A 21006-nucleotide genomic window follows, 5' to 3' on the forward strand; every position below is an offset into this window, starting at 1 on the left:
GCTAACGGAATTTCACGTCATGACCTATCCAGACAAATCAATTTGCCTACTATATACAACTTACCACTCTTTTCTATGGGACCTTATATCCAAAGAAATAGACCACAAACATCTAACCGTTATAAATTTCTCGAAACGACCGCTTAATAATTCACTAAAAAGCAAAATTATAGAGCGCACAAAAACTAGCAAAATAAATTTTATAATTACATGCTTAGCAATCGCATTAAAAGCAAAAACCAGCAAATACAACCTAACTCTACCTCATCCAGATCATTTGTTAGGTAATACACTTTTCTTTAACAAAAATGCGTTAAGTATAACTTTGCTCGAAGATGGAATCCTCAACTACTATCATTACAAGCGAGCGTATGCTATAGCAAAAAAATCCGAAAAACGGAAAAAAATTACGCAGCTAACCCCTTTTAAATACAATCTCTATTCTGGACATCTTTCCGGAGTAGACGACTGTCCTACTAGCGAGCTTCACGGATGGTTTACAGATCCTGAGCAAATAATCAATAAAGAAAAATTTAAGTCCACAAAAAAAATACAGCTACCTTCCAGCAGTACCGAAATTCAAGAAAGCAACAACACTGTAATACTTTTGGACCAGCCACTTGAAAAGTTCTTAAGCGCAGAAACAGCCAAGGCAATCCGGGAAAAAGCTAAAAACTTCATAGAAAAAAATTTTAAAGAAGTTATTATTAAACCTCATCCTGAACATGCTTCCACAGAGGAAAAAATTGCAAATGAGGTTAGCTTTTCCTTCGAACCTAACATACCAATAGAAGAAGTAATACTAAGAATAGAACCATCAGCTGCAATAAGCTTCTGCAGCACCGCTCTGATTAATATATCAAAAATCTCTAGCAACACACAATGTATCGCTATCGGTATAAATGAAATAGTAAGCGAGTTACCAGACACCCAACAAATTAAAGAACTATTTTTAAAAAATAATATAAAAATCCACTAATAGTTGACATCCCAACAGCTTTAAACAAAAGACTAATATAATAGTTACAACCAATACAAATCAATCACAATTGATAGCACATAGCAATCTCATCCAATGATTTACCGTTAGAACATGCCGAGCAAAATCGGAGTAACAATACTCATAAACCGTCATCACTAAAATTTAGAAATTACCAATAAATGAATACTCCCCCCATAGAAAATCTTAAAAGCCTATATAAGCCTAAGATCAACATTTTAGGCATAAGAGGTATCCCGGCACAGCATGGAGGATTCGAAACATTCGCTGAAAAGCTTTCTGTATACCTCACGAAAAAAGGCTGGGACGTTACTGTTTATTGCCAGGAAGAATTAGAAGGGCCAATATCGGAAAGTACATGGGAAGGTATAAATAGAGTTCATATACCTGTAACAAAAAATGGGGCTGCCGGGACTGTTATATTTGATTGGAAAGCAACAAAGCACGCCTTATCTCAAGATGGTATATTTTTGACCTTGGGATATAACACCGCTATATTTAACTTGATGCAAAGAATAAAAAATCAAACCAACATTATCAACATGGATGGTATTGAGTGGCGCCGCGATAAGTGGGGACTTATTGCGAAAACATGGTTTTGGTTGAATGAAAGAGCAGGATGCTGGATTGGTAATCATCTCATTGCCGACCACCCAAAAATCAAAGATCATTTGGCAACACGCGTCAAAGAAAATAAGATCACTATGATCCCCTACGGTGGTGAAGAAATCTTAGATGCTGATGCTGGGCTACTAAAACCTTATGGAGTAGAAACTGGGAAATTCTCAGTTATTATTGCTCGTCCAGAGCCCGAAAACTCTTTCCTGGAAATGGTGAGAGCTTTCAGCACCACTCATCGAAACCACAAATTGGTTGTGCTTGGCAACTTCAGTCCTCAGACCAATTCGTTTCATCGTCAGGTGATGGAAGCGGCTAGCAATGAGGTTATTTTTCCTGGGGCAATTTACGAAGCTCCTGTGGTTCAGGCTCTTCGTTATCACAGCCGATTTTATCTCCATGGGCACCGTGTAGGTGGTACTAATCCGTCCCTAGTGGAAGCCATGGGGGCAGGTTGTGCGGTGATAGCCCATGAAAATCATTTTAATCAATGGGTTGCGGGGCCTGATGCAGCATATTTTAAAGATGAGGCTGCTTGTACTGCTCTTTTCGACAAGCTATTGACCGATGATGCAGCAGTCTTGCGTATGAAGGAAGCCAGTAAAAAACGCTTTTCCGAGCGTTTTACTTGGGAACAAATACTTCGCGAATACGAAGTACTATTGACCCAATGGTACCCAAACAAATAATTAAGAGCCAAACATGACACCACGAATTCTCGTTACCGGCGGAGCCGGTTTTATTGGTTCGGCCGTAATTCGTCATTTGATTCAGAAGACATCGGCAATAGTAGCGAACTTAGACAAACTCACTTACGCTGGCAACTTGGACTCTCTAACGTCAGTCGCAGACTCACCTCGTTATCATTTTTATCATGCAGATATTTGCGATAGCTTAGCACTTGACTCTATTTTTGCAGAGTTCAAACCTACAGCAATCATGCATTTAGCAGCCGAATCTCATGTAGATCGTTCTATTGATGGTCCTTCGGATTTCATACAAACTAATATTATCGGGACCTACTCTTTGCTGGAATCAAGCCGGCGATATTGGAATGCGCTCTCGGCAATAGAGAAAGAAACGTTTCGATTTCATCATATTTCCACTGATGAAGTATATGGCGATCTTGAAGGCACTACTGATCTCTTCACTGAAACAACATCTTACTCTCCGAGTTCACCCTACTCCGCGTCAAAAGCAAGCTCTGATCATCTTGTCCGAGCTTGGCATAGAACTTTCGGGCTACCAGTGGTCGTGACCAATTGCTCTAACAACTACGGTCCATACCACTTCCCGGAAAAACTTATTCCGCATGTTATTCTCAACGCGTTAGCTTGCAAACCATTGCCGATCTATGGAGACGGGTCACAAATTCGAGATTGGTTGTATGTTGAAGATCATGCGCATGCTCTGGTTGTAGTAGTTACTAAAGGGATTGTTGGTAACACCTATAATATTGGCGGTCATAACGAAAAGCGAAACCTCCAAGTAGTTCAATCTATTTGTGAATTATTAGATGAACTGGCTCCTGCGGAGATTAAAAATAATCTTAAAGGCTCATTCAAAGATCTAATCACCTTCGTTAAAGATCGCCCAGGTCATGACCGTCGCTATGCTATCGATGCCTCAAAAATTGAACGCGAACTAGGATGGTCGCCCTCCGAAACCTTCGAGACGGGTCTACGTAAAACTGTTAACTGGTATTTGGATAATCATTCGTGGTGGCAGCGCGCCTTGAGCGGCGATTATAGACTGAGTCGTCTAGGCAATGATAACTAAACACTGGCATTAATAATTAAATCAGCTAGCTACTTCATATCAAATACAACACTAGCGCTTCGACATAAGGTTTCGTAAGGACAATTAACATGAAAGGTATCATTTTGGCCGGCGGTTCAGGTACACGTCTGCACCCTATTACCCGCGGCGTGTCAAAACAGCTCTTACCTGTTTACGATAAGCCGATGATTTATTACCCGCTATCAGTGCTCATGCTAGCTGGAATTCGTGAGATCTTGATTATCTCAACTCCCGACGACTTACCTAATTTCCGCAAGCTATTAGGTGATGGAACGGAGTTCGGTATCGAGCTCAGCTATGCAGAACAACCCTCGCCCGACGGGTTAGCTCAGGCCTTTTTAATTGGTGAAGAGTTTATTGGCACTAGTAATGTCTGCTTAATCCTAGGTGACAACATTTTTTATGGCTATGGCTTTAGCGCTATGCTTCAGGCGGCTGCAACTCGCCCTTCAGGTGCCGTTGTGTTCGGATATCACGTCAGTGATCCAGAACGCTTTGGAGTGGTGGAATTTGATTCAAATGGGAAAGCGATTTCTATTGAGGAAAAACCTAATCAACCAAAATCTAACTACGCCGTGACAGGCTTATATTTTTATGACAATTCTGTAGTTGACATTGCTAAGCAGGTGAAACGCTCGGCCCGTGGTGAACTAGAAATCACCGACGTTAACAATGCATATCTGCAACGTGGCGACTTGCACGTGAGCTTATTGGGGCGCGGTTTTGCATGGCTTGACACAGGCACTCATGATTCTTTGATGGAGGCTAGCCACTTCGTGCACACGATAGAAGCTCGGCAAGGCTTAAAAGTTGCCTGTCTAGAGGAAATTGCTTATCACCATGGTTGGCTCTCCGCAGATCAGATTGCAAGCCAAGCTGAGGCCTTGAGTAAAACAGGATACGGACAATACCTACAACGTTTACTGAAGCAGGAAGTGCCACAGTGAACATCATTAAAACCGCTTTAAGCGGCGTTTTGATCATTGAACCGAAAGTTTTTGGTGATCAACGTGGTTTTTTTTTGGAAAGCTTTCAAACCGAACGTTATTGTGACGCAGGAATAGTACAGCCTTTCGTGCAGGATAATCATTCACGCTCGGAATACGGTGTACTGCGCGGTCTGCACTTTCAGCGTACCCGCCCACAGGGAAAACTGGTAAGTGTCAGTCGGGGATCTGTTTACGATGTGGCTGTTGATATCAACCCTGAGTCCCCAACTTGTGGCCAATTTGTAGGTGTAGAACTTAACGAAGATAATCACCGTCAACTGTGGATACCTCCAGGGTACGCTCATGGTTTCTGTGTGCTCAGTAACGTTGCGGACTTCCACTATAAGTGTACTGAATTGTACTATCCAGAAGATGAAGGTGGTCTAATCTGGAATGATCCTGAAGTAAGGATACCTTGGCCTGTCAGCAATCCAAAACTTTCTACAAAAGACCAATGCAACCCTACTCTTCAGAAACTGTTAAAAAATAGCTAAATTACCTTGGTCTTCGAGCAATGTCCCGGGCATCGTAGGCTTTCATGAATGCCTCCAATGCATTTATGCTCCGAGCATCCACGATCTGTTGCGATAGGATCGGTGCAAGGATGACTATGGAAATACGGTCTTGATCACGCCTAACATAGCACTAGAAACTACCAAGGCAAAAATGTTATAAAACGTCAGCTCATAAAACCTCAATACACAGGTATTCTTGAGTTGATATTGCAATTAGAATGCTTCTGAAGTCGTTCGTGCTGGGTTAGGCACTGTGCATTGTCAGTGCTCCACCGCACGAAGCGTCCGACAGTTCACAACTTCAGCTGCATCCTCCGGTATCACAGCCACTACAGCTGATCTATCAAAAGGATTTTTCAATGAACAAATTTATCATTTCCGCTCTAGCACTGGCTCTGAGCACTTCTGCAATTGCAGCTGAAGCCCCAGCGTCTGCTGCGTCTGCTGCCTCCTCTGATGTCGCTGCACCAGCCGCCGGTTCTGAGGCTTCTTTGGCCACCACTACTGGCGTCCTGGGTGGCGTAAGCACAGCTACAGCCGTAGGCGTAGGTGTTGCTTTCGCAGCAGGCGCTGCAGCAATTTCCTCCAGCGGCGGCGGTGGCGGTGGTAGCAACGGCGGCACTACTGGAACCACAGGCACTACAGGAACAACTGGCACTACCGGTACTACTCGCTAAGTCCCTGCCAGATCGATCGAACTAACCACCTGGATCCCTCCAGGTCTTTGATTTTGATGTGTTTCTTTTACAAGTGTCCCCAATGATGATTCGTAGTTTGTCGCTCGCGGTACTTGCAGGGTTCGCCCTGCAAGGTTGTATGTTTTCCCCCGGTCAATATCTGGATACCAGTGAGATCGGTACTGAAGGCTCACCAGAAAGCAGTCGAGTTGAGTTGATTCCGATCACTCCTAAACTCATTGCTCAAAACGCAGCGACCTACGTTTCTAGCTCGGTGCCAGCAGAACTGCTGGCATTCAAGCCTCAGGCCTACAAAATTGGTCCTAACGACGTGCTGTACATCACCGTTTGGGATCACCCCGAACTGACAGCGCCCTCTGGTCCACAACAGCAAATTGACGCAAACGGGCGCCTGGTTCGACCAGATGGCACTATCTTCTATCCTTATATCGGCAACGTTGAGGCTGCTGGAAAAAGCATTGAAGAGCTCCGTACCATCATTGCGCACCGTCTAGCACAGTACATCGACAGCCCCCAAGTCGATTTAAACGTTTTGCGTTTTGCCAGCCAAAAAGCGATTGTAACTGGTGCTGTGATCAAAGCAGGTCCGATGCCAATCACTACTACACCTGTAAGCATCGTTGAAGCATTGGGAGCTGCGGAAGTAGACCCCCTGAATGCAGATTTATCCGGCCTAAGACTAACTAGAGATGGCCATGAGTATTTGCTGAATATGGATGCGCTCAATACAGCAAATGGCTCACAACTTCATAATATTTATTTACGAGACGGCGATCAATTGTACTTACCTTACAATGATCGTAAAAAAATATATGTGATGGGTGAAGTTCTTGCACCTCAAGCAATTAGATTCAAAACTAAAAACTTAAATCTAGCTGATGTTGTTGGATCCGTAGGTGGCTTAAATCAAGCGACTTCTAACGGTAATGCTTTATTTGTGATTCGAGGCGCTAGTAACTTAGAAACAGAGCCGGCCAAAGTTTATCAATTGGATGCCCAGTCTCCTGTAGCTCTCGCTATTGCAACGCAATTCGAACTTAAACCACAGGATATTGTTTACGTTGGTCCAGCTCAGGTGACACGCTGGAACCGCCTGATCAGCCAATTGCTACCGTCAGCAACTATTCTAGGAACAGGCGCGTCTGCTACTAATAATCTCAGTGAAGCCAATAGCCGATAAGGTTTGAGTCGTATTGAATACTTTTCGTAACCGTTCATGCCTGGTGGCATGTCTGTGGCTGTGTGGTTGCAGCCCACTAATGAAAGGTTCGATTGATACCTTTAAAGCCGCCGTTCAGGGCCCCGCCCCATTACACCTAACAAAGGCGGATGTTGCTGCTGTGCCGTATGCACAAATCAAGGTCACCACCCCTTCAAGCGAAGGGGTGATGGCAAAGCTTCGTCAACAGGGCGATCTGCAGTTTTGGGTCGCTTCCGGTAAGCAAGTTTTGCTGATGCGAAACGGTTTTGTAGTGCGAACGGTGGGTCTAGAGCCTGGTCTTGACGGCACTCGCTTTAGCGGTGAATCTCCGTTCAAGCGTGGGCTACAGCATGTCACTGAAGGCGAAACCAGCACACGCTTTATAGATATCTACCAGGGTAAACAAGTTGGTTTAGAAGTTAATAGTCGCTTCAATATAAAAGGACTAGAGACCGTAACCATTATTGGCAAGACACTGACTCTACAGCGGATCGATGAAAAATTTGAAATCCCCGCACTAAGCGTGAAAGGCACAAATCGCTATTGGATCCAGCCGGATGACGGATTGATATTGCAAAGCGAACAATATGTAACCCCTGAATTATTTCTGACTATTGTGCACTTACGATCCGACTGGGAGCTAACCCGGTGAGTTATTTGAAAAAGCTGACACTGTGTCTGCTACTAAGCCATGCAATGTTCAGCCAAGCTGCAATCTCCGTAAGTGGAGATGTTCTCAATCCTGGGGTCGTAGCGTACACCCCAGGAATCCGTTTACTGGACGTTATGGAGCATGCCAAGCCGAATCCGGAAAGCTATTGGCTTGCCGCAGCCTGGTTGCACCATCCGCTCCTAGAACAACAGACGCGCCTGAAGGTTGGTGTTCTGTTCGACCTAAAAATGCTGCAACGCGGCGCTTTGCTAAATAATAAAATGGGGTTGGCAGCTCTTGCTGCGCATCTTCATGATGAAGTTTCTCAGCTACCCGTAACAGGCCGTAAGGTTGCTGTACTTGATCCTGTTGCATTAGAGGTAGGTTTTGCTCGTAATTATGTTCTCTATGATGGCGATAGCCTAATTTACCCAAGTCGAATCAATACGGTTACAGTTGTTGGAGCGGTGCCAGAGCCTTGCACCCTGCCCTATCAACCGCAACAAGAAGCGCGTGATTACCTTGAGAACTGCCCATCATTGGATGAAGCAGAAGCCGATTACATTTGGCTAATCCATCCAGACGGTAACTATCAACGCGTCGCTATAGCGGCTTGGAATCGTCAAGATGGTGTGTATGCTGCTGCCGGAAGTACAATTCTTGTGCCTGTACGCAACGATAATCCTGATTTACCCACGCCTGATTTGAATGAGCAGTTGGCGCAATTTCTCGCCACTCAACCGCTGGCTGAGGTTGCACCTTGAAGTTACGTTTTGTTGTAGTCGCCTTATTACCGTATGGCTTGGTACATGCGGAGCCGCGTTATACCCAGAATGATTTCGGTGGCGTAGGTTTGTTACAAACACCAACCGCACGTATGGCACCTGCTGGTGAGTTGAGCCTGAATGCCAATCGCACAGATCCTTACTCGCGTTATAGCCTTTCGTTGCAACCACTGGATTGGTTAGAAGGGACATTTCGTTATACCGCAATTACTAACCGTCCCTATGGTCCGGAATCATTTAGCGGTAATCAAAGCTATAAAGACAAATCGGTGGATGTTAAAGCTCGATTATTAAAAGAAAACCATTGGCTCCCCGAAGTAGCACTAGGCTTTCGTGATGTCGGTGGTACAGGCTTATTCTCTAGTGAATACTTTGTAGCTAACAAACGCTATAAAGACTTAGATTTTAGTCTGGGTTTAGCATGGGGTTATATTGGCAACCGAGGAGACTTCAAAAATCCACTTGGTTATATAGATAATCGGTTTGATAGACGCCCATTTAATACAACCGCAGGTACTGCTGGCGAAGTTAGTACAAGTTCTTATTTTCGAGGAAAACCCGGAATATTTGGAGGTATTGGGTACCAAACCCCTTGGTCGCCACTAAGTGTGAAAATTGAATTTGACGGGAACGATTATAAAAGTGAGCCTAGAAATAACAACCAGGTTCAAGACTCGCCTATCAATATCGGTGCTGTGTACAAGCTTAACGAAAACGTTGATCTGAGCATAGGGTGGGAGCGTGGCAATACCGCACTGTTCGGTATCACGCTGCATACAAATTTTATTAGTCGAAAAGCCCCTGCCAAGTCATTTGATCCACCTGCCCAATCACTTCCGGTCGAAAAACCCGCAATTCCTCTTAATCAAGTTGACTGGGCGAGCGTGTCCAAACAATTAGAGGATAATGCCGGATATAAAGTGGATCGTATTGCCCAGCGTGACTCCGAGATAATGGTATATGGCGAACAGTCAAAATATTTTTATGCGGCCAAGGGCGCGGGTCGAGCTAGTCGAATTCTTGACAATAGTGCCAACAACGATATCAAGTGGTTTACCTTGGTCAACAAGCGTTATGACATGCCTATAGAGGAAACGAGCATACCGCGAGAGACTTTCCGTAACGTTGTGAATAATGAAGAAGATTTAGTTAACTTGCATCGTGCGACTGAGGTTAATCGGGCTGTTCCTCATACCGAAAATGTGCTCTATACCCAAAAAAATGATCCTTTCACATACGGATTCGGCTTGGGCTATCAACAAAATATTGGTGGTCCAGATGGGTTTCTGTTGTATCAAATCAGCGCTTATGCTGAGGGACAGTACCGCTTCACCCCTGGTACTTGGGCGAGTGGTGGTATTAGTGCGAACTTGCTGAATAACTACGATAAGTTTAAATATGATGCTCCAAGTGGATTACCTCGTGTAAGAACAGATTTACGCAAATACGTGACAACATCGGATGTCACGATGCCAGCACTTCAACTCAATCGTGCCAAACAGCTCGACCAAGACTTATACGGCATGGTCTATGGCGGGTATCTAGAGTCAATGTACGCGGGTGTAGGGGGTGAACTGCTATACCGGCCGATGGGGGAACGATGGTCAATTGGGGCTGATTTGAACTATGTGCGTCAGCGTGACTATGAGCAAGATTTTGGCTTGCGTGATTACCGAACTGTCACTGGGCACATAACCAGCTACACAAAATTACCATTCGATTTAGATGCAGCAATCAGTGTAGGGCGTTATTTAGCCCGCGACTGGGGAACTACTATCGACATATCCCGAGAGTTCCCCAATGGTGTTAAATTCGGTGGCTGGGTGACTCGTACAACAGCCTCATCAGAAGAATATGGGGAAGGTAGTTTCGATAAAGGCATCTACATCTCGATTCCTTTCGATGAAATGATGAGTGTATCCACCATGAGTCGCGCGAATATTGCATGGGCTCCACTCACACGGGACGGTGGTGCCATGTTGCATCGTCAATACTCTCTACATACGATGACCGATGGCCGCAATCGGGATGCCTTCTATGAAAATTTCGGAAAAATTACAGAATAAAAAATAATATGCAGAAAAATATAATGACAAGGCGATGAATATTGGCCTATCTATCTTTTGAAGCTATTCGGAGTAGTCACAATCGCAGCTACTCCGAATGTTTATATTCAAGATGATTTAAGCAACAATTTTTTTATAATATGCAAACTCACCTAAGTACTGAACTGCTATAACTTTAGCCGCGAATAAACTTCTCTTCAATTTAATTATTCGATAGCCATCTAAATACTGCTAGGCTCTATTATGTGTCATCATCTTACTTCACTCTAAACTTAAGAAATTGATAGACAGCTACATCCGCCCTAACTATTTCCCCTATGAGAATCAGAGTTATATCATTTTAAAATGTCAGACTTCTTGGAGACAGGAATGGCAAAAAAAGTAGCCTCTACACATTTAGGTTAAGTGATATGCTTTTGTCAGGATACAAAACTAATATTCCAGGTGCTTCTGTGCTGATTTTTGCACAATCAGAAATTTTGATTAATGATATTAAAAAACTGATATCATCAGATTTTCTGCACCTTGATGCCTCTAACCCAGCATTGAGTGACACACTATGCCTCAAGCAAGTCGATGCTGTTTTTTTCGAAATCAATACTTTAAATGATATCGATAGCAGTATTAGATGCATAGAAGAAATCCGCAAAACTAATCAATCGACTTGCATCTTCATATTGGTAACACACACTAAATCGTTCTCTAGCACTCAACACTATGTTTCAGGTGCTGATCACTGCTTAAAGTTACCTAATGATCAGCGAGAGAGGCGGGCCCTACTTTCACAAGCTATACAAGAATCGCATTGGATATCACCTGTTCAATTACACCTCGATCGAACCAGACTGTTGCTGCTTAGTGCAACTAGAAAAATTGAAATCACATATACTGAAATGATAATCATCGACGCACTTGTACAAGCTCCTGAGCACGTCATGAGCCAAGACAGTATTGCTAAAACATTAGATCCGAATATTATTTTTTATGACCCTAGAGCCTTAGAGAAAACCATTAGTCGCCTAAGAACCAAAATTAAAAAAACATATAATGTTGAGCTCATTCTCAGTGTTCGTGCTCATGGCTATCGCCTGCGTCGAGGAAGCATATCGATTTAATCTAATACTTAAATCTTAAGAATACGATTAAAATACATCACTGTATCTGGTCAATTAAAATAAGATGCTTGAGATTACGTTACGACTCATGGAGGAACCCAACAATGAAGGTAATGCATACTGCTCCTGAAGGAAAATTACCTAAAAGCGATACCTCATCATCGAAAAAGCCAGCACCTGATTTTGAACTTACTCATAGCCCCCGACTCGATAACCTTACGCAAATTATAAACGATAATAAAATATGGCTAACAGCGAAAGGGGGAAATAAAAAAAACTCGCTAGATAAGCTTTCACTTATTTTAAATCCATTACACTCTAAAAATCTAAATAGAGTCTCGGTTTCCGACTTGCCAAGCCCTAAAATTAATATTCCTTCTACTTACTCTATGTCACCGCAGACTTGGCTCTTTAATTTTACTACTCGAGAACTTAGCAAGGCCAATGTCCAGATTAAACTTACAATTATTGAGTCATTACTGATCAACACATTGACACTGAGTACTGAGCGAGTTTGCAGCAAACAAGAGCTTATAACAGGAATCAATAAGGATTCAAAAAATTATAGCGGTCTCGAAATGTCACTGAGCCGATTGCAACAAAAATTTAGAGCCACTTTTGGCGAGCGTTTATTCCGTTCGGTCCGTAACCGCGGCTATTGCTTAGTTCAGGATGTACAAATCGCTCAATCATCGAACACTCACTCACCGCTATACGTGAGAAAAATATCTGAGAACTCAAATTAAAAGGTACAGACCATGAATGCATCAGTCGTCACACTTTAAAATTTCGTAAGATCTCGACAACTTAAAACTGATAATCCTTTATTAAAAAATAAACTAAAAATCTAATGTCGAGTACCTACAAACCACACCAGAAGTGCTTGGTATTTTAAAATTTAATACTAACTACTTTTTCGCAATCAGACACTTTTACAAGGCTGATATTTTGATACATACACGTATAGATCGAAAATCCGTCGCCAGAGGGCTTACATTCTGGGGGCAGTGGTTCATTTCTATGAGCCTTGTTATCTCAACACTATTAATTTTGGTCTACACCAAGAATGGAAGTGTTGATTTCCACTATCGCGCTGCCGGCATCTTAACACTACTTATATCGGTACCCGCATACTCTGCAACTAATGCATATTACAAAAGACATAGCTATTTAAACGGATTACTTCGTCTCTTACTCGCCTGGACATTTACACTAACTTGCTTAAGCACCGTTGCCTTCATCACTAAATCCAGCGAATTATTTTCACGCGAAGTTATTATGTCTTGGGCGATGATCGGATATGCTATCCAAATCCCTCCATACTTACTACTCCACTATTTGTCCCGACATTACCACGAGCGTAACAGCCATCATTACAATAGCCTTATAATTGGCTCGGATGGTGTTGCACTCAAACTAGCAGATAGTTTTATTCAGCAAAATCACTTTCCATTAGTCGGCGTTGTTAGTGCCTCACCTTTTGAGGACGCAGAAAACTCGCCACTTATTGTTGGCGAACTCACACAATTGAGAGCACTTATTAACGAACATAACATACGCCGCCTTTATATAGCTTTATCACTACAAGACGCCCAACGTATAGAAGCTCTATATATCGACCTACTTGATTTAAATGTCGACGTTGTCTGGATCCCAGATCTTGATAGTATGCTCCTATTGAATCATTCTGTTAGTGAAGTTGGCGGGCGCCCAGCCATTCATCTGAACGAGAGTCCATTGACGAGCTATCCAACTGCGGCTTTTAGTAAAGCGCTGATGGAGCGCTCTTTAGCTTTTATCGCAATTGTTTTTTTGAGTCCTTTATTATTATTGATTGCGCTAGCAGTGAAACTATCTTCACCAGGACCAATTTTATTCAAACAACAACGCCATGGATGGAATGGCAAAGTCATACAGGTTCTAAAGTTTCGCTCCATGAAAGTTCATGACGATAAACATGTTCAACAAGCCAGCCGGAATGACTCTCGTGTGACAACAGTAGGCCGATTTATCCGACGTACGTCACTCGACGAATTGCCTCAGTTGTTCAATGTCCTTCATGGAGATATGGCTCTTGTTGGGCCACGACCTCACGCTGTAGCTCATAATGACTATTACACGGGTAAAATCCACGCTTATATGGCTCGCCATCGAATCAAACCAGGTATCACGGGCCTAGCACAGATCAGTGGATGCCGTGGAGAGACAGATACAATTGAGAAAATGCAAAAAAGAGTCGAGATTGATCTTCATTACATAAATAATTGGTCTCTTTGGCTTGATATAAAAATCATGATCAAAACGCCATTCACCTTGATATCTAAGGACATATATTAATAACGGATTTAATCTCAATAAATATAAAACACCAACTTCAAACCATCAAATTTACCACCATTCCGGTCGCGCTCGCCAATGCCGATAACGATCGGAATTTTCTATTTATGAATAGTAAGCCGACATAAAAAAATTATTTACCCATAAGATAAAAACATATTTATCCAAATTTTCACTCTTTGAGAGCACATAAGTAGATAGCAAGGAATATAAATAGTATACATTCACTAATAAACCATCAACTGCTTACCCGCCTTCACTTACAATTCTCTAAACTGCAGAGCATAGATCAAGATGCGATTTTCGATATCCATCCAGTAAAAATATAATTCTTCTTATCAAAATTAAACTGCATTAGACAAAGGTTTATCTATCAATTGCCTATAATATAAAATCATGATAATGTCAGCTTCTTTAAAAATGCGGGATCTTCCCCGCCTCATCGTCTAGTAGAGATAGTCAACGTGGTTTCGAATTTTAGGCTAAATCTTATATTGCTTCTTGCGACTCTGGTTATTGTAGGGCAATCTTTATTTTCACTTATATCCCCAAATTTTCCCGGATATGTACAGCGTTCAGTAAGCGCGCTGACTATAATATCACTAGTATATTTTTTAATCCTCACGATTGGCGCATTATCAAATAAGAAATATTTATTTTTTTTGCTTCCGCTAATTGCAATGACAGTCCCCAACACGATTAATGATTTATTTCCTAGTAACATTATGGGACCAACTTGGGAGACCAATAGTTCTGATTTCGCTTTTTTTACACACATCGATATTTTCTGCTTAATTATTTTATGCAGATACTATCGTGACTTAAACCTCAAAGCTATAAAACTCCCTTTAGTTCTACTGTCAGCCCTAATCGCATACTATATTTTCCACATAATTAGCTATTTAAATAACTCAACAATTTTGGGAGGTTTTTTAATTGGGTTATATCAACTAAGATATTTTATCTATTGCATTTTTCTTTCCTCTTTATTCAAAGAGACTAAGTTTTTTCGTTACTTTTTTTGGGGAGTTTGTCTATCAGCTATCTTGTTGCTTATTGAATCTTTGGTCACAACCACATTACGTGGCGGAGGAATAATAGACAGACTTAGTAGCGGCAACTTTGGTACCAACGTATACGGAAACTTCCTTGCAGGAATTATATTATTTATAGGTACTGGAACAAAACTGATGGTTCAAAAAAGGCTGCATCGCCTAGCATGCTATGCCCTATGCGTAGCATTGATATGTGCACTGTGGCTTACTGGAACTCGAAGTGCTTTGGCAGCTGCAATCACTTCGCAAATTATTATCTTCATGATGTTATCTAAGGGATCTAAAGCTAAACGGTCTCTTACTTACACAGCATGCGTAATCGCACTTCTAGTATTTTCTTTCTTCGCATATATGTATGGGACTAAGCTCGCAGCCACAGGTGTTTTTTCTGGAGACTACTCATATGATGGCGATGCAAGCTCGATCAACACTAGACTAATTCTTTGGGGAATCACTCTAAAAATGATAGCTGACAACTATTTATTTGGAGTTGGCAATATGGTCTGGAATTTCTTAAAATACAACTACGAATCCCCTTTCGCAGTCTTACTTGACCCGCACTCAGACTACCTAAACTATCTGGTAAGTTATGGCATTTTCATCGGCATCGGACTAATAACATACATCTATATTTATCCACTATCTCGATTCAAAAAAGTGCGCATCTTGTATTATGAGAACATTTATTCTGCAAAATGCTTTTTCATTTTCTTGGCATTTATGCTGCCAATTTTAATCAGTTCATTTTCAAATTCAAACACTGCTAAACATCAGGTCTTTTTTATCTTTTGTTTCATATCAATGTGCTGTATACGATTCTGTCGAGATGCTACAATCAACCCCGTGCCACAAACTGTACACTCATCTTAGACCACTAACTATTAATCTTCTAAACTAGGACTATAAATCAATCTATAGTCCTAGACTTTAAAATCAAAAAATAATACAACTGTATTTTTATCATGGCTTTACTCTTACAAAATTGCATAACGATAACTCGCATCCGAATTGGCAATCGATAATAACTTGACAGTAAAACTCACACCTATATCAAAATTCTCTATGAAAGGAACTCCCAATCTTAATGCAGCCATATTGGCTGGTGTTAAAACTATTCTGTTCGGATCCATCAAGTTCCCATTAAACACCTGAAGTATATCTGTCCCCGCCAATATTGTTAAAGTTCCACTGGTAGGATCATCACTAAATTTTGCATTTTCGTAGCGTATTATTCCGTCCAATGCCGTTCGAATATTTCCTAGCGCATGTCCTTTTACTGTTCCACCTGACACAATTAGAACACTTGAAGCTGAACTTTGAACACCATATGCAAAACCATTTAAAACCCTACCGTAAACTATAGCTTCTGATTCGGTATCCAATGTAATTTCTGCTGTAAACCCTCCATTACATCCATTCCCCATAATTAATGAGCCGACAGAAACTATTATGCTTGCACCATTACGCCCATAAATTCCACTGGCTTTAGACCCCGATATTCGCGCATCAATATCGTAATGTCCCTTGCCATCAATTAGAAGTCCGTTCCCTGATGCATCCTCGCTTACAAGAAATAGTTTAGCGTCGGGCGAGTCAATTAATCTAATATTACTATCACCACATCTCCGGACGACCCAATTGCTCCCTTGTATGCCTGGACTGGATGTAACATTAATCCCCCAACTCTCATTATTCTCAGCTACAACATCAGATGCAATTGCACCAATAGAATTAGAACTTATAGGTGATGAATGACCAAAATTTACACCTGCAAAGCCTGCCGCTGCTCCTGAAGCGTAAATACCACGTGCAATCCAGCCCGGTCCATTCAACGAAATACCTGAATAGCCTGAACCAATTGAACTGATTGAATCAAACCTCCAACCGGGCTGATCTCCCGATAAGCCTGAACCTGAATTATTATTGGCAAGGAAGTTTTGTATTCTCCCTCGTCCTCCTGTAATAAACAATCCAGTACCAATATTGTTATTAACCCTAATATCCTGACAATCTATAAAAATTGAACGCTCAAGTAAAATCGCACCGCGTATCCCCTCTTCTTGAATTTCTCCGTTGCATGTGTTGTCCACCCTAATATTTTTTAGTTCCCCTTCACAGCCTATGAGCCTTAATCCACTAAATCGCTGCTCTGGAAACCTATTATCAAGATTATCAGTCTGTGCCTGGCCATCAAAATTCACACCTCGGATATTCAAACCGAAATTCCCTTCTGCAGGATTTAAGTTTGACCACATGTCATGTGGGGTAATATTTCCTGTAGCACGTTTTATCCATGCTCCTCCTAAATCACACATAAAATTACTGGGTATTTTAATACCCTCTTCTGATACATCTATGACATATAATGCTGCTTTGTTGCGAAGCAGGATATTATTTTCAGCACAAAAAAATATCGCCGCCTGCATAGTATTTCTTGTGTTAAGAGGTGTATCCGTCAATCCAAAATATTCTATGGTTAAATAGTACTCTTGTTGCTTCAAGTAATCACGCAATAGACGACCATCCATTCCAACAATACCAGCTCCTAATTGTGGATCAGTAAGACTTCCAACATCCTGTCTAAGAGAGTCATCGCCAATCAGATTTAATCTTAATTTATCAGCCTCCCAAGTTGTAGTTGTGAATGGTAAAAATTGACTTTTAGCGCGATACTCATCTTTTAGATAAGTAATGGTCTGAGATGTACGAACCAACTCAATTCCTGGTTCATAGGTAATAGGTGCTTCATAACTACTATGAGCATATATCTTAACCTGTCCTTTGTTTCTAACTATCATTCTTGATTCAAAGCTTCCTACTACATTCTCAATAATATTTATACGCGATCCATTTCGACCAATACATGCAACCAACAACTTGTCATTTAATGCCTCTAAGCGCTGCAATTTACCCCTAGTATATTTAAGAAATTTACCACTGCAATAATTACTCTTTTTTTTACGCTTCATGACTATATCACTCAAAGTTATTTACTTCGAATTCGACAAGCTACAAGAATTTAAAATTTTTCTTCATACTCGCATCTAAATATTTCAGATATTCGAACATACTTGCATCATTTATAAAAATCAGTCACTTCCTACTGCCCTCATAACGCACTACCCCTCCTGTAGTTTCGCGCATATTACCTAGAGCATTATTTTCTACTACCCCGCCAGAAATTATTACAACACTTGAATCGGTACTTTGCACACCGTAAGCCATTCCATTTATAACCTTTCCTGCTACCGATGCTTTGGATTTGGTATCTAATGTTATCTCAGCGACAAGACCTCCATTGGTTCCATTCCTATCTATTATGGAATCTGGAGAAATCGCTATATCTGCACCATTTCGTCCGTATATACCACTCGCTTTAGATCCTGAAATATTTGCACTTATTTCATAATGCCCAGCTCCAATTATCAACAGGCCATTAGCACCCGCGTTTTCACTCTTCAGTGTTATTTTTGCTCCTGGCGACATTATCAATCTAATATTGTTGTCACCAGAATTACGTGCTAGCCAATTAGCTCCTTGTATACCTGGGCTTGATGTTACATTTATACCCCAACCTTCGTTGTTTTCTGCAACAACGTTAGAGGCCACCCCTCCTACAGCATTGGAGGTTATAGGCAAAGCATGACCGAAGTTTACACCAGCATATCCCACAGCGGCTTTAGCACCATAAACATCGTTTGCAACCCATCCTGCCCCATTCAATGATATGCCTGAATATCCCGATCCAATTGAACTTAATGACTCAAAAACCCATCCTGGCTGTATACCGGACAAACCTGACCCTGCATTATTATTTGATTTAAAATTAGTTAACTTACCTTTCCCGCCCACAATAAAAAGTCCTGTCCCTATATTGTTATCTGCCTGTAATTCATAGCAATCCATAAAGACTGAGTTTTCTAGAACTATTCCACCTCGTGTACCCTCAGCTTGAATTTCGCCATTACATGTATCATCCACCTGTACACTTATGAGTTGCCCTTCACATTTTATTAATCTAAGACCACAAAATCTATGCTCTGGGTACTTATTACTTAACTCATCCTTTGCTGCCTGCCCATCGAACTTTACACCACAAATTATTATTCCTGCATTACCATTTACTTGATCCGAGTTAGCCCACATATCATGTGGAGTTTTATTCCCAATCGCACGTTTTATCCAGGCCCCACCGAAATCACACATAAAATTATTCGGTATTTCTATTCCGCAATCTGAAGTATCGATTGTATATATCATTGATTTATTACGTAAAACAACTCTCTTGGCAGCGCAATAATTAATTGCCTTTTGCATTGTCATCTTTGTATTTTTCGGGGTATCCACAAGGCCGAAATCCTCAACGAATAATGATTTTTTTTTATAATTTTGTTTCTTCAACTCGAGCAAGCTATCAATACGCAGCTGTGTATTCATACCTATTTCATTATCACTAGCTTCAGAATAGGCAATAGGTACTGTAAGTGATGCGAAGCCGATGGCACTGAATTTCAATAATTGACGGCGAGTAACCATTACTGCCAAACCTCATAAAAACCATGACAACCGCCATTATAGCGATGACAATTAACAGATAGGTAATGGCCATGGGTGACTATTAAAAGGATGAATAAATTTTCATGATCATCCGATCACTCCAAATGCATAGCTCTGCAGCAGTTATCCAGACCTAGGGTTAAGCTTGGCGCATCCTGCACCTACCCCACATAAACCGCTTTTTGAAACCACAGAACGATCTGTTAAACACTTGGAAAGCCAGTGCACATTGGTGCCCGGGGCATCTTTGAGCTGTATTCCCGGCGCCTCATTTACTCGCAGCTGCTGTTCGCATTTTCAACGGACAGACGGGCTGCAAGAATGGCATTGAAGTCACGCGCCTTAGATAAGGTGTATACGCAAGTCTTGAATCGCACCTCCCCGATTATCTTTTTTCCGATGAACGGGTAAGACATACACCTCGTAATGCGAAGGAATTTTCCCAAGACCACCTTCATACTTTTCCCTCAGTCGCGCCCGCCTTTCTTGCGTTTCGTTCAGCAAAAAGCCCCGCAGACATCGATCTACGGGGCTTTGAGTAGATGAGCTTATTTGCTCTCAGGGCGGCCTAAGCGATCGTGACGCTTGACGGTCGGCTCCGAATGAGTCGATGGGTGTGTAGGTCAAGGCAATTCAAAAACTCCGTATGTGTTCCACTCAGCGTGGTCGAACACCCAAAGCCCGAATGTGTCACCCCCACACAATCCTGTTCCGCCCCGTATTTTTCGCCTCATACAGCGCGCGATCAGCTCGCTTGAGCGTGTCTTCATACGAACTGTCTTCCGCCAGCATGGTGGTGATGCCAATGCTCGCGGTGACAACTGTATTGCCGACCGAAAACAGATCGAGCTCTTGCTTGAAGCAACCATGCAATCGTTCGGCAAACTGTATGGCTTGTTCACGTCCGGTATTGGGCAGGGCCACGACAAATTCATCCCCACCAAAACGGCAGGCCGTGTCGTTTTGGCGCAGCGCGGTACGGCAGATGTTGGCCGCTGCCTGGATCATCTGGTCTCCCACATGGTGCCCTTGGGTGTCGTTGATTAGTTTGAGGTTGTCCAGGTCAAACATGCAGACCGACGTCGGCGATGAATATCGCATTAATGATTGGTGGTGCAGCGTAAGGTCGTGTTCAAGCCTTCTTCGGTTGTAAAGGCCGGTCAGTTGGTCGGTATCGCTCAGTTCTCTGAGTTTGACTTCGAGGTAATGACGCTCTGAGATGTTACTTGCGACCCAGAGTACGACGTCTTCTTCGTCCACTTGAAAACTCAGGGCCTGGATGCGGCCTTCGAACCATATGGCATCTTTCGGGCCTTCATCGGGTAGGCCTTTTACGTCCCGATTACTGAGTTCGTATTCTTCGACCAGTAGTTTCTGGGTATCTAATGCCTGGGCAATTTTTGCGAGAAACCAGTTTGCCTTCTCTGTACTTATCAAGTCTGAAAGGTACAACCCAATAAGGCCTTTGCCATCGTGGTAATAACGAGTGTCTCGCCCACCAAATATTTCGACGTACTTCCCGCTACGGGACAAGATAAAAGCTGGGTCGGGTAGTGCATCAAGAATTAAAGCCATCTGTTTAAAGTCAATCATGGCGCGAATTGTCTCAGCCGCTTGA

17 protein-coding genes are annotated in these 21006 nt (G+C 42.2%); 14 read left to right on the top strand and 3 right to left on the bottom strand.

Annotated elements, in window-relative coordinates; genetic code table 11:
* The first annotated feature begins 19 nt into the window (after positions 1-19).
* The 14 genes from NTD86_RS21680 to NTD86_RS24395 all read left to right on the top strand — a co-directional run bounded on the left by NTD86_RS21680 (position 20) and on the right by NTD86_RS24395 (position 15701).
* Positions 20-979, top strand: a complete 960-nt coding sequence (locus NTD86_RS21680; protein ID WP_262205352.1) for an alpha-2,8-polysialyltransferase family protein — start codon at positions 20-22, stop codon at positions 977-979.
* A 182-nt stretch (positions 980-1161) separates the two neighbouring features.
* A complete protein-coding gene (locus NTD86_RS21685; RefSeq protein ID WP_262205353.1) occupies positions 1162-2307 on the top strand; it encodes a DUF1972 domain-containing protein in 1146 nt (381 codons plus the stop codon).
* 13 nt (positions 2308-2320) lie between these two features.
* Positions 2321-3397 carry a dTDP-glucose 4,6-dehydratase gene (rfbB, locus tag NTD86_RS21690; RefSeq protein WP_262205355.1) on the top strand — a complete coding sequence of 359 codons (1077 nt, stop codon included), beginning with the start codon at positions 2321-2323 and terminating at the stop codon, positions 3395-3397.
* Between the two features lie 89 nt (positions 3398-3486).
* A complete protein-coding gene (gene rfbA / locus NTD86_RS21695; RefSeq protein ID WP_262205356.1) occupies positions 3487-4365 on the top strand; it encodes a glucose-1-phosphate thymidylyltransferase RfbA in 879 nt (292 codons plus the stop codon).
* Positions 4362-4901 carry a dTDP-4-dehydrorhamnose 3,5-epimerase gene (gene rfbC, locus NTD86_RS21700; protein WP_262205358.1) on the top strand — a complete coding sequence of 180 codons (540 nt, stop codon included), beginning with the start codon at positions 4362-4364 and terminating at the stop codon, positions 4899-4901. Before rfbA ends, rfbC begins: the two co-directional genes overlap by 4 nt.
* Before the next feature lie 380 nt (positions 4902-5281).
* Positions 5282-5599, top strand: a complete 318-nt coding sequence (locus tag NTD86_RS21705) for a hypothetical protein (RefSeq protein ID WP_262205359.1) — start codon at positions 5282-5284, stop codon at positions 5597-5599.
* 85 nt (positions 5600-5684) lie between these two features.
* Complete coding sequence (locus NTD86_RS21710) at positions 5685-6800, top strand: polysaccharide biosynthesis/export family protein (protein ID WP_262205570.1); 1116 nt, start codon at positions 5685-5687, stop codon at positions 6798-6800.
* A 13-nt stretch (positions 6801-6813) separates the two neighbouring features.
* Positions 6814-7473, top strand: coding sequence for a YjbF family lipoprotein (locus NTD86_RS21715; protein ID WP_410017005.1), 660 nt, complete (start codon positions 6814-6816; stop codon positions 7471-7473).
* A 44-nt stretch (positions 7474-7517) separates the two neighbouring features.
* Positions 7518-8237, top strand: a complete 720-nt coding sequence (locus NTD86_RS21720) for a capsule biosynthesis GfcC family protein (RefSeq protein ID WP_262205571.1) — start codon at positions 7518-7520, stop codon at positions 8235-8237.
* Entirely contained in the window at positions 8234-10324 is a 2091-nt protein-coding gene (locus tag NTD86_RS21725) for a YjbH domain-containing protein (RefSeq protein ID WP_262205362.1), read from the top strand. The genes NTD86_RS21720 and NTD86_RS21725 overlap by 4 nt, the downstream gene beginning before the upstream one ends.
* A 410-nt stretch (positions 10325-10734) precedes the next feature.
* Complete coding sequence (locus tag NTD86_RS21730; RefSeq protein ID WP_262205364.1) at positions 10735-11439, top strand: winged helix-turn-helix domain-containing protein; 705 nt, start codon at positions 10735-10737, stop codon at positions 11437-11439.
* Between the two features lie 104 nt (positions 11440-11543).
* Positions 11544-12185 carry a winged helix-turn-helix domain-containing protein gene (locus tag NTD86_RS21735; protein ID WP_262205365.1) on the top strand — a complete coding sequence of 214 codons (642 nt, stop codon included), beginning with the start codon at positions 11544-11546 and terminating at the stop codon, positions 12183-12185.
* Positions 12186-12387: 202 nt separating this feature from the next.
* The gene (locus tag NTD86_RS21740) at positions 12388-13776 is read left to right on the top strand and encodes an undecaprenyl-phosphate glucose phosphotransferase (protein ID WP_262205573.1); all 1389 of its coding nucleotides are present in this window, start codon (positions 12388-12390) and stop codon (positions 13774-13776) included.
* 1190 nt (positions 13777-14966) lie between these two features.
* Positions 14967-15701: an O-antigen ligase family protein gene (locus tag NTD86_RS24395; RefSeq protein ID WP_410017009.1), complete on the top strand. Its 735-nt coding sequence runs from the start codon at positions 14967-14969 to the stop codon at positions 15699-15701.
* A 104-nt stretch (positions 15702-15805) separates the two neighbouring features.
* On the opposite strand, the gene NTD86_RS21745 is transcribed toward NTD86_RS24395, so the two are convergent.
* The 3 genes from NTD86_RS21745 to NTD86_RS21755 form a co-directional block, all read right to left on the bottom strand.
* Positions 15806-17800: a hypothetical protein gene (locus NTD86_RS21745; RefSeq protein WP_262205366.1), complete on the bottom strand. Its 1995-nt coding sequence runs from the start codon at positions 17798-17800 to the stop codon at positions 15806-15808.
* Positions 17801-17924: 124 nt separating this feature from the next.
* Positions 17925-19367: a hypothetical protein gene (locus NTD86_RS21750; RefSeq protein WP_262205367.1), complete on the bottom strand. Its 1443-nt coding sequence runs from the start codon at positions 19365-19367 to the stop codon at positions 17925-17927.
* Positions 19368-20078: 711 nt separating this feature from the next.
* Entirely contained in the window at positions 20079-20981 is a 903-nt protein-coding gene (locus tag NTD86_RS21755; RefSeq protein WP_262205369.1) for a GGDEF domain-containing protein, read from the bottom strand.
* Positions 20982-21006 lie beyond the last annotated feature (25 nt).

Origin of the sequence: Pseudomonas sp. 7P_10.2_Bac1 (assembly GCF_025465935.1) — a bacterium.
In the GTDB taxonomy this organism is placed as follows: Bacteria; Pseudomonadota; Gammaproteobacteria; order Pseudomonadales; family Pseudomonadaceae; genus Aquipseudomonas.

What these genes read in the sequence shown, in the direction of transcription:
- NTD86_RS21680 (WP_262205352.1), top strand. Translation starts at nt 20, where the DNA reads ATGACCTATCCAGACAAATCAATTTGCCTACTATATACAACTTACCAC.
- NTD86_RS21685 (WP_262205353.1), top strand. Translation starts at nt 1,162, where the DNA reads ATGAATACTCCCCCCATAGAAAATCTTAAAAGCCTATATAAGCCTAAG.
- rfbB (WP_262205355.1), top strand. Translation starts at nt 2,321, where the DNA reads ATGACACCACGAATTCTCGTTACCGGCGGAGCCGGTTTTATTGGTTCG.
- rfbA (WP_262205356.1), top strand. Translation starts at nt 3,487, where the DNA reads ATGAAAGGTATCATTTTGGCCGGCGGTTCAGGTACACGTCTGCACCCT.
- NTD86_RS21705 (WP_262205359.1), top strand. Translation starts at nt 5,282, where the DNA reads ATGAACAAATTTATCATTTCCGCTCTAGCACTGGCTCTGAGCACTTCT.
- NTD86_RS21710 (WP_262205570.1), top strand. Translation starts at nt 5,685, where the DNA reads ATGATTCGTAGTTTGTCGCTCGCGGTACTTGCAGGGTTCGCCCTGCAA.
- NTD86_RS21720 (WP_262205571.1), top strand. Translation starts at nt 7,518, where the DNA reads ATGTTCAGCCAAGCTGCAATCTCCGTAAGTGGAGATGTTCTCAATCCT.
- NTD86_RS21730 (WP_262205364.1), top strand. Translation starts at nt 10,735, where the DNA reads ATGCTTTTGTCAGGATACAAAACTAATATTCCAGGTGCTTCTGTGCTG.
- NTD86_RS21735 (WP_262205365.1), top strand. Translation starts at nt 11,544, where the DNA reads ATGAAGGTAATGCATACTGCTCCTGAAGGAAAATTACCTAAAAGCGAT.
- NTD86_RS24395 (WP_410017009.1), top strand. Translation starts at nt 14,967, where the DNA reads ATGGTTCAAAAAAGGCTGCATCGCCTAGCATGCTATGCCCTATGCGTA.
- NTD86_RS21745 (WP_262205366.1), bottom strand. Translation starts at nt 17,800, where the DNA reads ATGAAGCGTAAAAAAAAGAGTAATTATTGCAGTGGTAAATTTCTTAAA.
- NTD86_RS21750 (WP_262205367.1), bottom strand. Translation starts at nt 19,367, where the DNA reads ATGGTTACTCGCCGTCAATTATTGAAATTCAGTGCCATCGGCTTCGCA.
- NTD86_RS21755 (WP_262205369.1), bottom strand. Translation starts at nt 20,981, where the DNA reads ATGATTGACTTTAAACAGATGGCTTTAATTCTTGATGCACTACCCGAC.